Source organism: Pseudomonas sp. FP2338 (genome assembly GCF_030687515.1).
Classification (GTDB): Bacteria; Pseudomonadota; Gammaproteobacteria; order Pseudomonadales; family Pseudomonadaceae; genus Aquipseudomonas; species Aquipseudomonas salomonii.
In genome coordinates this window covers 4,978,843-4,991,211 of record NZ_CP117436.1, presented here as the reverse complement: position 1 = coordinate 4,991,211, position 12,369 = coordinate 4,978,843, and the positions used below count along the sequence as shown (strand labels likewise).

At 59.1% G+C, this 12,369-nt stretch carries 12 protein-coding genes; 7 read left to right on the top strand and 5 right to left on the bottom strand.

Annotated elements, in window-relative coordinates:
• Positions 1 to 2: 2 nt before the first annotated feature.
• The 3 genes from PSH96_RS22585 (at position 3) to PSH96_RS22575 (ending at position 3,666) form a co-directional block, all read left to right on the top strand.
• Positions 3 to 1,163 carry an ABC transporter ATP-binding protein gene (locus PSH96_RS22585; RefSeq protein ID WP_305455187.1) on the top strand — a complete coding sequence of 387 codons (1,161 nt, stop codon included), beginning with the start codon at positions 3 to 5 and terminating at the stop codon, positions 1,161 to 1,163.
• An 84-nt stretch (positions 1,164 to 1,247) separates the two neighbouring features.
• On the top strand, positions 1,248 to 2,600 hold the full coding sequence (locus PSH96_RS22580) for a carbohydrate porin (RefSeq protein WP_305455186.1): 1,353 nt from the start codon (positions 1,248 to 1,250) through the stop codon (positions 2,598 to 2,600).
• Positions 2,601 to 2,820: 220 nt separating this feature from the next.
• Positions 2,821 to 3,666, top strand: coding sequence for a D-hexose-6-phosphate mutarotase (locus PSH96_RS22575; RefSeq protein WP_305455184.1), 846 nt, complete (start codon positions 2,821 to 2,823; stop codon positions 3,664 to 3,666).
• Positions 3,667 to 3,821: 155 nt separating this feature from the next.
• Here PSH96_RS22575 and PSH96_RS22570 read toward each other — a convergent pair whose 3' ends face one another.
• Positions 3,822 to 4,682, bottom strand: a complete 861-nt coding sequence (locus PSH96_RS22570; RefSeq protein ID WP_169985276.1) for a MurR/RpiR family transcriptional regulator — start codon at positions 4,680 to 4,682, stop codon at positions 3,822 to 3,824.
• A 219-nt stretch (positions 4,683 to 4,901) separates the two neighbouring features.
• Here PSH96_RS22570 and zwf point away from each other — a divergent pair, with 219 nt between their 5' ends.
• The 3 genes from zwf to PSH96_RS22555 are packed head-to-tail and all read left to right on the top strand — an operon-like array spanning position 4,902 to position 7,751.
• On the top strand, positions 4,902 to 6,368 hold the full coding sequence (gene zwf, locus PSH96_RS22565) for a glucose-6-phosphate dehydrogenase (protein ID WP_305455182.1): 1,467 nt from the start codon (positions 4,902 to 4,904) through the stop codon (positions 6,366 to 6,368).
• Entirely contained in the window at positions 6,355 to 7,068 is a 714-nt protein-coding gene (gene pgl / locus PSH96_RS22560; protein ID WP_200434275.1) for a 6-phosphogluconolactonase, read from the top strand. Before zwf ends, pgl begins: the two co-directional genes overlap by 14 nt.
• A gap of 17 nt (positions 7,069 to 7,085) precedes the next feature.
• Complete coding sequence (locus tag PSH96_RS22555) at positions 7,086 to 7,751, top strand: bifunctional 4-hydroxy-2-oxoglutarate aldolase/2-dehydro-3-deoxy-phosphogluconate aldolase (RefSeq protein WP_305455178.1); 666 nt, start codon at positions 7,086 to 7,088, stop codon at positions 7,749 to 7,751.
• A gap of 872 nt (positions 7,752 to 8,623) precedes the next feature.
• Here PSH96_RS22555 and PSH96_RS22550 read toward each other — a convergent pair.
• Entirely contained in the window at positions 8,624 to 9,799 is a 1,176-nt protein-coding gene (locus PSH96_RS22550) for an aminotransferase class V-fold PLP-dependent enzyme (RefSeq protein WP_305455175.1), read from the bottom strand.
• Positions 9,800 to 9,811: 12 nt separating this feature from the next.
• On the bottom strand, positions 9,812 to 10,048 hold the full coding sequence (locus PSH96_RS22545; RefSeq protein ID WP_017139191.1) for a DUF3820 family protein: 237 nt from the start codon (positions 10,046 to 10,048) through the stop codon (positions 9,812 to 9,814).
• A 203-nt stretch (positions 10,049 to 10,251) separates the two neighbouring features.
• Between PSH96_RS22545 and PSH96_RS22540 the strand changes: the two genes are divergently transcribed.
• A complete protein-coding gene (locus PSH96_RS22540; protein WP_305455173.1) occupies positions 10,252 to 10,719 on the top strand; it encodes a PA2169 family four-helix-bundle protein in 468 nt (155 codons plus the stop codon).
• 149 nt (positions 10,720 to 10,868) lie between these two features.
• Here PSH96_RS22540 and PSH96_RS22535 read toward each other — a convergent pair whose 3' ends face one another.
• Complete coding sequence (locus tag PSH96_RS22535; protein ID WP_003175719.1) at positions 10,869 to 11,339, bottom strand: MaoC family dehydratase; 471 nt, start codon at positions 11,337 to 11,339, stop codon at positions 10,869 to 10,871.
• A 58-nt stretch (positions 11,340 to 11,397) separates the two neighbouring features.
• A complete protein-coding gene (locus tag PSH96_RS22530; protein ID WP_305455171.1) occupies positions 11,398 to 12,342 on the bottom strand; it encodes an alpha/beta hydrolase in 945 nt (314 codons plus the stop codon).
• Positions 12,343 to 12,369 lie beyond the last annotated feature (27 nt).

Below are 12,369 nucleotides of genomic sequence, written 5' to 3'. Positions count from 1 at the left end.
TCATGGCTACGCTTGAACTTCGCAATGTAAACAAGACCTATGGCGCCGGCCTGCCCGACACCTTGAAGAACATCGAACTGTCGATCAAAGAGGGTGAGTTCCTGATTCTGGTCGGCCCTTCGGGTTGCGGTAAGTCGACCTTGATGAACTGCATCGCCGGCCTTGAGACCATCACCGGCGGCGCCATCATGATCGGCGACCAGGACGTGAGCGGCATGAGCCCCAAGGACCGTGACATCGCCATGGTGTTCCAGTCCTACGCGCTGTACCCGACCATGAGCGTGCGCGAGAACATCGAGTTCGGCCTCAAGATCCGCAAGATGCCCCAGGCCGATATCGATGCCGAAGTGGCGCGCGTGGCCAAGCTGCTGCAGATCGAGCACCTGCTTAATCGCAAGCCGGGCCAGCTTTCCGGTGGCCAGCAACAGCGTGTGGCCATGGGCCGCGCCCTGGCACGGCGGCCGAAGATCTACCTGTTCGACGAACCGCTGTCCAACCTCGACGCCAAACTGCGCGTCGAGATGCGCACCGAAATGAAACTGATGCACCAGCGTCTGAAAACCACCACTGTGTACGTCACCCACGACCAGATCGAAGCGATGACCCTGGGCGACAAAGTGGCGGTGATGAAGGATGGCATCATCCAGCAGTTCGGCACGCCCAAAGATATCTACACCAACCCGGCCAACCAGTTCGTGGCGAGCTTTATCGGCTCGCCGCCAATGAACTTCGTCCCACTGCGCCTGCAGCGCAAGGACGGGCGTCTGGTGGCGCTGCTCGACAGCGGCCAGGCGCGTTGCGAACTGGCACTTAACGTCAGCGATGCCGGCCTTGAAGACCGCGACGTGATCCTGGGCCTGCGCCCGGAGCAGATCATGTTGGCGACCAGCGACAGCGACAGTGCTTCGAGCATTCGTGCCGAAGTCCAGGTCACCGAGCCAACCGGCCCGGACACTCTGGTGTTCGTGCAGCTTAACGACACCAAAGTCTGCTGCCGCCTGGCGCCCGATGTGGCGCCGCAGGTGGGCGAGACGCTGACCCTGCAACTGGACCCGTCCAAGGTCTTGCTGTTCGACGCCAAAACCGGCGAACGCCTGGGCACTGCTGCCTCATTGCCTGCACACGGGCATGCCGACAATGTGGCCCAATTCAAAGGCCGCTGAAGCAGATAAGTTATTGTTTTAGATAAAAATGTAACCCGCGTTAGATAAAAACAGTTTAATAACAATAAAGACGAGGATGTAGGGATGAAAAAGCAACACAATAACACTCGGCTGATCTGCCAACTGTCAGCAGCAGCAGCCCTGGTATTGTCCGCCAATGCGATGGCGGCCGATGCATTCAGCGCCGATTCCAAGTGGATGACCGGCGATTGGGGTGGCGAGCGTACCAAGCTGATCGAGCAAGGTATCGACATCAAGGCTGACTACGTTGGGGAAGCTGGCGCTAACCTGCACGGTGGCTACAACGATGACAAAACCGGTCGCTACGCTGACCAGTTCGGTTTAGGCGTTGCGCTGGATCTGCAAAAGCTGTGGGGCTGGGATAACACTCAGGCCAAGATCCAACTGACCAACCGTAACGGTCAGAACATTTCCAATGATCGTATTGGCGACCCGCGTCCAAACTCCGGCACTTTGAGTTCGTCTCAAGAAGTGTATGGCCGTGGCCATATGGTGCGTTTGACCCAGTTCTGGATCCAGCACCAGATGTTCGACAACAAGTTGGACGTAAAACTCGGTTACTTCGGCGAAGGCGAAGACTTCAACACCTTCCCGTGCGACTTCCAGAACCTGTCGTTCTGTGGCTCGCAAGTGGGTAACTATGTAAACACCTGGTACAACTGGCCGGTCGCCCAGGCTGCTATCCGCGTGAAGTACAACATCACGCCTGAGCTGTATGCGCAAATCGGTGCGTACAACCAGAACCCGTCGCAGCTGGAGCATGGCAATAGCTTCAAGCTCAGCGGTAGTGGCACCAAAGGTACGGTCATCCCTGTGGAATTGGTGTGGTCGCCTAAGGTCAATGGCTTGCCGGGCGAATACCGTGTGGGTTTCTACAAGAGTGCGGCTGATGCCAGCGATGTCCGTGAAGACATTAATGGTAACGATGCAGCCACCACTGGCTTGCCTTACCGTACCCGCAGCAGCAAAACCGGTTATTGGGGCGTTGTGCAACAGCAACTCACCACCCATAACGGCGACGCTTCGCGCGGTTTGAACATTGCGGCCAACGTCACGTTCCACGACAAAGACACCAACGTCGTCGACAACTACCAGTCGCTGATGCTTGTGTATAAAGGGCCATTTGACGCACGTACCAAAGACGACGTCGGTATCGGTGTTTCGCGCATTCATGCCAACAGTGACGTGAAGAAAAACTCTGAATTGCTCAATGCCGCAGGCGGTTTTACCGATTACGACCAAGCGGGGTTCGCCCCGCTGCGTAACACCGAGTACAACGTCGAACTCAATTATGGCTTCCACGTCACCAACTGGCTGACCGTACGCCCGAACCTGCAATACGTCAAAAACCCGGGCGGTATCAAAGAAGTCGACAACGCGCTGGTAGCGGGCCTGAAAATTCAGTCTACGTTCTAACGCTGTTGCGATAAGCTCCTTCTCTCTGTGCGCATTTTGCGGGTAGCCATGGCTACCCGCTTTTTTTGGGCAGCACTGCACAACCTTTGTGGGAGCTGGCTTGCCTGCGATCGCATCGCCTCGGTCGCTCAGACAAACCGAGTCGCCCGCATCGCAGGCAAGCCAGCTCCCACAAGGGGAACCAAGGTTTGAGCAACATTGAATTCCAGGACCGTGGCACATGCATGAGCATCCGCTGCAACGTTTTTTCAAATCCTTGCGTGAACAACCGGTGTTCGCCTGGGAGCGCTTTCAGATGCGCGACGTGTTGGTGATCGACCATCCGCTGTGCCAGGCGGTGTTCAGTCGCCAGGGCGCGCAATTGCTGCACTTTCAGCCCACCGGCCAGAAACCCTGGCTGTGGTGCGCGGCCAAGTGGCCGCAGGTCGGCGCCATCCGGGGTGGCGTGCCGGTGTGCTGGCCTTGGTATGGGCGCCATCCGAGCGAGAACGCGTGGCCGTCCCATGGCTGGGCGCGGCTGATCGACTGGAAACTGCTCGACAGCAGCACCGACGACGACGGCGTGCGCCTGCACTGGCAATTGCAGCTGTGCGACTGGCAGGTCGACCTGCACGCGCACTTAGGCGAAACCCTTGAGTTGCGCTTGAGCACCGAGCACCAGGACGAGTTGCCGTGCCAGTTGAGCCATGCGTTGCACGCTTATTGGCGTATTGGTCACGTCGACGAGATAGCGCTGTCTGGGCTTGACGGTGCGCAAGGTTATGACCAGCTCAGCCGTCAGGTTTGCCAGCAGGAAGGCGAGCTGCGGGTAGACGGCGGCTGCCAGCGGGTGTTCCAGCATGAGGGTGAGTTGCAGCTCAAGGACCACGCCTGGCAACGCGAGCTGTGCATCGACACCGGCGACAGCGCTGACACCGTGGTATGGCATCCAGGCAGCCGGCCGTTGTTGGGCGTGAGCTTTAACGAGGCGTCGGGGTTTGTGTGTGTGGAGTCGGCGATGGCGGCAGCCAGCCTGGCGCCGGGGGAGCGGGCGCATTTGAGTTTGCAGGCGCGGGCCGGAGCCTGAGGGCCCTTGTGGCGAGGGAGCTTGCTCCCGCTGGGGCGCGAAGCGGCCCCAAAACAGGCCGCCGAGTTCTTTCTGAAGGAGTGCGATGACCTTGTTGGGGCCGCTGCGCAGCCCAGCGGGAGCAAGCTCCCTCGCCACAGGAGGCTGGTGTGGCCTTAGTTAAACTCATCCCCCACCGGATACCGGCTGTCATTCAAGCTCTCTTTGATCTTGCGCAGATGCGGCTGGAAATCCACCCCGCGGCGCAGGGTCATGCCGGTTGCCAGCACGTCCAGCACCGTTAGCTGAATGATCCGCGACGTCATCGGCATGTAGATGTCGGTGTCTTCCGGCAGCGGGATGTTCAGGCTCACAGTACTGGCCTTGGCCAACGGCGAATTCTCGGCAGTTACGCCCAGCACCGACGCGCCGTTTTCCCGGGCGATACGCGCCACTTCCACCAGCTCCCGGGTGCGCCCGGTGTAGGAAATGATCACAAACAGCTCGCCCGTATGCGCCACAGACGCGATCATGCGTTGCATCAGCACGTCGGCATGGGCAGTCACGGCCAGGTTGAAGCGGAAGAACTTGTGCAGCGCATCCATGGCCACCGGTGCCGAAGCGCCGAGGCCGAAGAAGTGGATCTGCCGCGCCTGGATCAACAAATCCACGGCCTTGCTGATCAGTGCCGGGTCGAGGGCCTGGCACGCACTGTCCAGGGAGGCAATGGCGCTGCCAAAGATCTTCTGGGTGTAGGCCTCAGGGTTATCATCGGCTTCCACGGCGCGGCTGACATACGCCGCACCACTGGCCAGGCTTTGCGCCAGTTGCAATTTAAGTTCAGGGTAACCGCTGACGCCGAACGAACGGCAGAAACGGTTGACCGTCGGTTCACTGACCGAAGCGGCTTGGGCGAGGGCGGCGATCGAGAAGCGGGTTGCCTGCTGTGGGTTTTGCAGGATGACCTCGGCGACTTTTTTCTCGGCCTTGTTCAATTCTTCGAGGCGGTTCCGGATCTGTTCCAGAAGATTTCGCACGCGGTCCATTCAGTCTTTCCTTCGGGCGACGATGCAAATAAAGGGCGGTAACCAATCGACGAGTGGCCCTTTGCGGTGGCCTATCCTACTGAGGGTAGCTGAACACCACCACTCGGAATGCGTATTTCGGGAAAATGTTGTGGTTATTACTACATTTTTCCTTGAGTGATGCCTTGAAAAAAGGTATTTGTAGCTTAACTTGATAAAAGAACAAACATCATGCCTTCGATAACCGTAGAACCCTGCACCTTTGCCCTGTTTGGCGCCTTGGGTGATCTGGCGCTGCGCAAGTTATTTCCTGCCCTCTACCAACTCGATGGCGCCGGGCTGCTGCACGACGATACGCGCATCCTGGGCCTGGCCCGTGAGGCCGGTTCCGAGCAGGAGCACCTGGCCCATATCGAAAAAGAACTGCGTAAATACGTCGGCAAGGAACTCGATGAGTCCGTGGCCGCGCGCTTCCTGGCGCGTCTGGCCTATGTGCACGTCGACTTCATGAACGCCGCCGATTATATCGCCCTGGCCGAAAAGGTCGGTGCCGAACAACGCCTGATCGCCTACTTCGCCACCCCGGCGGCGGTGTATGGCGCGATCTGCGAAAACCTCGCCAAGGTCGGCCTGGCGGACAACACCCGCGTGGTGCTGGAAAAACCCATCGGCTCGGACCTGGAATCCTCGCGCAAGGTCAACGACGCCGTGGCGCAGTTTTTCCCGGAAAACCGCACCTATCGCATCGACCACTACCTGGGCAAAGAAACCGTCCAGAACCTGATCGCGCTGCGTTTCGCCAACAGCCTGTTCGAAACCCAGTGGAACCAGCATTACATTTCCCACGTGGAAATCACCGTGGCCGAGCAGGTCGGTATCGAAGGCCGTTGGGGTTACTTCGACAAGGCCGGCCAACTGCGCGACATGATCCAGAACCACCTGCTGCAGCTGCTGTGCCTGATCGCCATGGACCCACCGGCCGACCTGTCCGCCGACAGCATCCGTGACGAGAAGGTCAAGGTGCTCAAGGCGCTGGCGCCGATCAGCCCGGAAGGCCTGACCACCCAGGTAGTACGCGGCCAGTACATCGCCGGCTACAGCGCCGGCAAGCCGGTGCCGGGCTACCTGGAAGAAGAAAATTCCAACACCCAGAGCGACACCGAGACGTTTGTCGCCCTGCGTGCCGATATCCGCAACTGGCGTTGGGCCGGCGTGCCGTTCTACCTGCGTACCGGTAAACGCATGCCGCAAAAGCTGTCGCAGATCGTCATCCACTTCAAGGAACCGTCCCACTACATCTTCGCCCCCGAGCAGCGCCTGCAGATCAGCAACAAACTGATCATCCGCCTGCAGCCGGACGAAGGTATTTCCTTGCGTGTGATGACCAAAGAGCAAGGCCTGGACAAGGGCATGCAACTGCGCAGCGGCCCGCTGCAACTGAATTTTTCCGACACCTATCGCAGCGCGCGGATTCCCGATGCCTACGAGCGGTTGTTGCTGGAAGTAATGCGCGGCAATCAGAACCTGTTTGTTCGCAAAGATGAAATCGAAGCCGCGTGGAAGTGGTGTGACCAGTTGATCGCCGGGTGGAAAAAATCCGGTGATGCGCCCAAGCCGTATGCGGCGGGGTCCTGGGGGCCGATGAGCTCGATTGCACTGATCACGCGGGATGGGAGGTCGTGGTATGGCGATATCTGAATTGAAACTGCCTCAGGGCGTGACAGCCCATGAGTACCGCACGCCGGTGTTGCTGGCCGATGGCCTGGCCAATGACGTGGCCGAGCAACTGCGCGCGGCCATCAGTGCCCGTGGCGAAGCGACCCTGGTAGTGTCCGGTGGCCGCAGCCCCGTGGCGTTTTTCCAGAACCTGGCCAAACAAGGCCTGGACTGGTCCAAGGTCACCATCACCCTGGCCGACGAGCGCTGGGTGCCGGTGGAACACGCCGACAGTAATGCCGGCCTGTTGAAAAAGTATTTGCTCCAGGGCCCGGCGGCCAAGGCCAAGTTCCTCAGCCTGTACAACGTTGCCGCGAACCTTGAAGACGCCGCCGAACTGGCCGATCGCCAGTTGGCAGAGCTGCCTGCTATTGATGTGCTGGTACTCGGCATGGGCGATGACGGCCACACCGCATCGCTGTTCCCCAACAGCCCCAACCTGGGCGAGGCGCTCAAGCCCGACGGCACGCGCCGTTGCTGGCCGATGCTGGCCCCGACCGTGCCGCACCAGCGCCTGACCATGAGTCGCGCGCTGCTGGCCACGGCCCATTACACCGTACTGTCGATTTCCGGCAGTTCGAAATTGACCACCTTGAGCGCCGCGCTGGCCAGTGATGACGTTGCTGCCATGCCGATTCGCGCGTTTTTGCAACCTACTTTAGAGATTTACTGGTGCCCATGAGCCAAGGATCAGCCGCTATGAAAAGCCCTCAACCGACCGTATCCATGGCGGACAAAGTTGCCCTGATCGACAACCTCTGCGCCAAGGCGCGGATCCTGCCGGTAATCACCATCGCCCGCGAACAGGACATCCTGCCGCTGGCCGATGCCCTGGCAGCCGGCGGTTTGACCGCATTGGAAGTGACCCTGCGCTCCGAATTCGGCCTCAAGGCCATTCAGGTGCTGCGCGAGCAACGCCCTGAACTGTGCACCGGTGCCGGCACCGTACTCGACCGCCACATGCTCGAAGCGGCCGAGGTGGCCGGTTCGCAATTTATCGTCACCCCCGGCATTACCCGCGACCTGCTGGAAGCCTCGGTGCACAGCCCGATCCCGCTGCTGCCCGGCATCAGCAATGCTTCCGGCATCATGGAAGGCTATGGCCTGGGTTATCGCCGCTTCAAGCTGTTCCCGGCTGAAGTCAGCGGCGGCGTGGCTGCAATCAAGGCCCTTGGCGGCCCGTTCGGCGAAGTCAAATTCTGCCCAACCGGCGGCGTTGGCCCGGCCAACATCAAAAACTACATGGCGTTGAAAAACGTGATGTGCGTGGGCGGTAGCTGGATGCTGGACCCTGAATGGGTCAAGAACGGCGACTGGGCCCGTATCCAGGAAGTCACCGCACAGGCGCTGGCGCTGCTGGACTGATCTGAATTTACCGAATCGTTGTTGCTGTGCTTAACGGCATTTTTGCGGTGCACTTGGTCGGTGTACCGCTTTTTTTTGCCTGCAAAAAACCTTGAGGTTCACACTGGTCCAAATGTGGGAGCTGGCTTGCCTGCGATGGCATCAACTCGGTGTGCCTGATGTACCGAGGTGTCTGCATCGCAGGCAAGCCAGCTCCCACAGAAAAGCAGCTCTTCAGTGCATGCAAATCCGCAGCCGACCTCATATTTAAAACTACATGCGGTCAACTGTGGGAGCGGGCTTGCTCGCGAATGCGGTGGGTCAGTGACAGATGAATCAACTGATACACCGCATTCGCGAGCAAGCCCGCTCCCACATTTAGACCGCATTGCATCAGGTAGATAGGCTTTTGCCTTGCACTTGATCTGGCTTTTGCTTCAACCACTCAGGTCGGCTTTCAGGCCGCCGTGCTCTGCTTTTGATCTTGATCTGCTTTTGATCTGAGGCGCCCCGTTAACCACGATGGCCGAACGCAGGCTTGAATCCGTGGGTAACCCGGCAGGACGCCGGGTTAGCCGCGCTGGGCCAAGGATGGCCCATCGCGGCGGCCCACGGATTCAAGCCGGAGTGAGGGCACACCGAGCCTAAGCGAGGTGCCGAGTGGTGGGGCGAAGACTTTTTGGTTACTTTTGGGGCGTTTGCCAAAAGTGACCCGCTGTAAGAGCGGAACCATACTCAGCCGTTACCCAAATAACGGATATACACACCCACTGCGACGATAACCCCCCCCAAAAAAACTATATGTGTAGATGCCTATGCTGCGATGGCGGTGGGTCAGGTTAGGATGTATTAACTGATACACCGCCATCGCAGGCAAGCCAGCTCCCACAATTTTAATCGGTGCTTAACTCAGTTATTGCATTAACCAGCACATCGATGTCTGCCGCCGACGTCACCAGCCCAGGCGTCACCCGAATACAGGTTCCAAACGCCGCACCCGTGCGCGTGGTGGTAAACAGGTCGTACTCCTTGAGCAGTCGATCCGCCATCTCCTGCTGATCCCGCCCAGTAAACTTGAACGCCGTAATCGCGCAATACAGCCGCGGATCATCCGGCGTCAGCACCTCAATCCCCGGCAACCCGCGCACCTGGCTCACCCAACGATCCCGCAGGTAATTGACCCGCGCGCCCTTGGCCACCGAGCCGCCCAGGTTGCGATGTTCCTCCAGCACCAACGGCAAGGTCATCAACGCTGGAAAATTCGGCGTGCTGTAGGACGTGCGCGCACGCACGTCGCTGGCGGGGTAGTGAAACTCGCCCATGTCCGGGTCGATATCGGCCAGGCGCTCCGGGGCGATATACAGAAAGCCCAGGGTCAGCGGCGCACCGATCCATTTATGCAGGTTGAATCCGGCGAACTGAATGCCCAGCTCGGCCAGGTTGAATTCAATCTGGCCCAACGCATGGGCGCCATCCAGAATCATGTCCACGCCATGCTCACGCGCTGCCTTGGCAATCGCTTCGACAGGCATCACCAGGCCGGTGCGGTGGGTGACATGGGTCAGCGCCATCAGCTTGAGGCGCGGGTACTGCACGAACGCATCGCGATAGGTCTGCACCAGGCTGTCGAAACTGGCCGGGTGGGCGTGGGCAAGTTCGACGACTTCCACACCGCGAACACCGGCCAACCAGCGCATGGCGCCTTTGACCGTGTCGTACTCCAGATCACTGATCAGCACCTGATCGCCCGGCCTCAGGCCGTTGTAGTTACGGATCAGCGACTGTAAAGCCTCGGTGGCGTTGCGGGTGAAGGCGATCGCGTCCGGGTCCGCATCGATCAGCGCGGCGAGTTGGCGACGGATCTCAACGTTTTCACCCTGCTCGAAGCGCTGGCGCACATACAGCGAGTTGCTGCGGTTGATGAACGCAACATGCTCCAGATACTGCGCCTGTACAGCACGGCTCATGCGCCCGAAGTAACCGTTTTCCAGGTTGATCGGGCCGGGCTCCAGCTCGTAGCGCTGGGCGATGGCGTGCCAGTGACGTTCGTTGTCTGCATTCCTTGGCATAGCGTGCGCTCTTTAATGACGGGGGGCAGGTTTGCCGTGTTTTACGCGCAGCGGTTCCAGCAGTTCGGACAGGCCGTTGTGGTCGATTTCCTGCATCAAGGCCAGCAAACCGCCCAGCTCGCCGTGAGGAAAGCCTTCACGGGCGAACCAATTCAGGTAAGGGCCGGGCAGGTCGGCGATGATGCGTCCCTTGTACTTGCCGAAGGGCATTTCGCGGGTGATCAGCAATTCGAGTTTTTCGGGGTTCATGGGCTTCAAGGGTTGGCGTCAGTCCTTGGAAAATACAGGCATTCTGCATGAAGGCCAAATGACAGATCATGCAAATAACGTAGATACAGATGGTTCAATATTTCGTAAGTTACTGAAATATATAAATAAAGTAATTTTTCAAAACCTGGCACGGGCGCTGCAATCATTAAGACAACCTTCTAACCCGCACAAGGAATTGAAAAATGACTGACATCAATAAAGAATCGATCTCCGTACTCAACGACCTGATCCAGACCAGCAAAGACGGTCAGGAAGGCTTCAAAACCTGCGCTGAAGATATCAAGCACCCAGAGTTGAAAGCGCTGTTCACCAAGCGTGCTGCTGACTGCGCCACCGCAGCAGCCGAGCTGCAAACAGCCGTACGTGCCCTGGGCGGCGATCCGGAAGAATCCGGTTCGGTTGCCGGTGCTTTGCACCGTGGCTGGGTCGACGTGAAGTCGATGGTCACTGGTAAAGATGAAGAGGCGGTGCTGAACGAAGCCGAGCGCGGTGAAGACCACGCCCTGAAGGCTTACAAGGAAGCGATCGAGAAGATCAACAAGCACAACCTGCTGGGTATTCGTGACCTGGTTGAGCGTCAGTTCCACGGCGCACAACGTAACCACGACCAGGTGAAAGCCCTGCGCAACCAGGCTCGCGCTCAGTCGTAAGCACATTGATGTAACTGCTTATGCTGTAACTGAATGTGGGAGCTGGCTTGCCTGCGATAGCATCACCCCGGTGTAACTGATACACCGAGGTGTTTGTATCGCAAGCTTGCCAGCTCCCACATTTTTTTGTATTAACGTTGAGGCTGCACTCAGCCAATGCTGATCGGCGGCAACTCGGTCAATGTCACCACCTGTTGCTTGCGCGGCGCGAGAATTTCCGCCTCGCCGTCCACCACCAGCTCATCGCGCTGGTTGAATACGCGGGTGGCGATGCGCACGCGAAACTTGGGCAATTTCTCCAGAATTTCCAGGCGCACGGTCAAGGTGTCGCCGATTTTCACCGGCTTCTGGAAGCTCATCTGCTGGCCAATGTAGATAGTGCCCGGCCCAGGCAGCTCGCAGGCTACCGCCGCACTGATCAGTGCGCCGCTGAACATGCCGTGGGCGATACGCTCTTTGAACATGGTCGCCTTGGCGTACTCCGCATCCAGGTGTACCGGGTTGTGGTCGCCGGACATCGCCGCGAACAGCTGGATATCGCGCTCTTCAACGGTCTTGCTGTAGCTGGCGGTCTGGCCGACTTCGAGGGCTTCGTATGGGGTGTTGGTAACCTGGGTCATCTAAAGGTGCATCCTGTGGCTAATCGGTAATTTAATAAGCTGATTTTAAAGGAAAAAGTTATTCGCAGCGCGCCGGCCTGCGTAACGTCAGGGCCTGCTCGAGCCACTTCAGCACATCCGCTGTCACTTCATCGCGGTTGGTTTCGTTGAACACTTCATGACGCGCCTGCGGGTAGATATTCAATTGCAGGTTCTGGCAACCGGCCTCACGCAGGGCATGGGCCAGGCTTTTGAGACGTTTGCCTTCACTCACCGGATCACATTCGCCGCCCATTACCATCATCGGCAGGCCCGGATCGATCTGTGCGAGGTTGGACGCTTTGCTGATCTGCTGCAAGCCACCCAGTAAGTCGATCCACAACTGGTTGGTGCAGCGAAAGCCGCACAACGGGTCGTTGATGTACGTGTCCACCTCCAGCGGGTCGCGGCTGAGCCAGTCAAACGCGGTGCGATTGGGCTTGAACGCCTTGTTGAATGAGCCGAATGACAGAAAGTCGATCAGCGCACTGCGTCCGCGCAGGCCTTGGCGCGCGCGCTCCAGGCGGGCAATGACGCCGGCGGCGCGGTACAGCGCCACCGGCTGGAAATTCGAACCGCTGAGAATCGCCCCATCCAGGCTCGCGCTGTGGTGCAACAGGTACGCCTGGGCGATATAGCTGCCCATGCTGTGGCCCAGCAAGATGATCGGCAGGCCCGGCTGCTGCTGGCCGATGTGCTGGTTCAGGCTGGCGAGGTCGCCCACCACTTTGTTCCAGCCATCCTTTTCGGCGTACAGCCCCAGCGTGCCTTCGTCGGCGGTGCGGCCATGGCCGCGCTGGTCAAGTGCGTACAGGCCGTAGCCGGCTGCGCACAGCGCTTCGGCCAGGCGTGCATAGCGCCCGCTGTGTTCGGCCATGCCGTGGGACAGCATGATCATGGCCTTGGCAGGCCCGTCCGGCAGCCATTGATTGACGTACAGGCGGCTGCGGTCATTCGCGGTCAGCCAGAAGGTGCTGTGGTTCATAGCGCTTCCTTTGCTCAGGGTCGTTGC

Coding starts and splice junctions, on each gene's coding strand:
- PSH96_RS22585 (WP_305455187.1), top strand. CDS start 3: ATGGCTACGCTTGAACTTCGCAATGTAAACAAGACCTATGGCGCCGGC.
- PSH96_RS22580 (WP_305455186.1), top strand. CDS start 1,248: ATGAAAAAGCAACACAATAACACTCGGCTGATCTGCCAACTGTCAGCA.
- PSH96_RS22575 (WP_305455184.1), top strand. CDS start 2,821: ATGCATGAGCATCCGCTGCAACGTTTTTTCAAATCCTTGCGTGAACAA.
- zwf (WP_305455182.1), top strand. CDS start 4,902: ATGCCTTCGATAACCGTAGAACCCTGCACCTTTGCCCTGTTTGGCGCC.
- pgl (WP_200434275.1), top strand. CDS start 6,355: ATGGCGATATCTGAATTGAAACTGCCTCAGGGCGTGACAGCCCATGAG.
- PSH96_RS22555 (WP_305455178.1), top strand. CDS start 7,086: ATGAAAAGCCCTCAACCGACCGTATCCATGGCGGACAAAGTTGCCCTG.
- PSH96_RS22550 (WP_305455175.1), bottom strand. CDS start 9,799: ATGCCAAGGAATGCAGACAACGAACGTCACTGGCACGCCATCGCCCAG.
- PSH96_RS22545 (WP_017139191.1), bottom strand. CDS start 10,048: ATGAACCCCGAAAAACTCGAATTGCTGATCACCCGCGAAATGCCCTTC.
- PSH96_RS22540 (WP_305455173.1), top strand. CDS start 10,252: ATGACTGACATCAATAAAGAATCGATCTCCGTACTCAACGACCTGATC.
- PSH96_RS22535 (WP_003175719.1), bottom strand. CDS start 11,339: ATGACCCAGGTTACCAACACCCCATACGAAGCCCTCGAAGTCGGCCAG.
- PSH96_RS22530 (WP_305455171.1), bottom strand. CDS start 12,342: ATGAACCACAGCACCTTCTGGCTGACCGCGAATGACCGCAGCCGCCTG.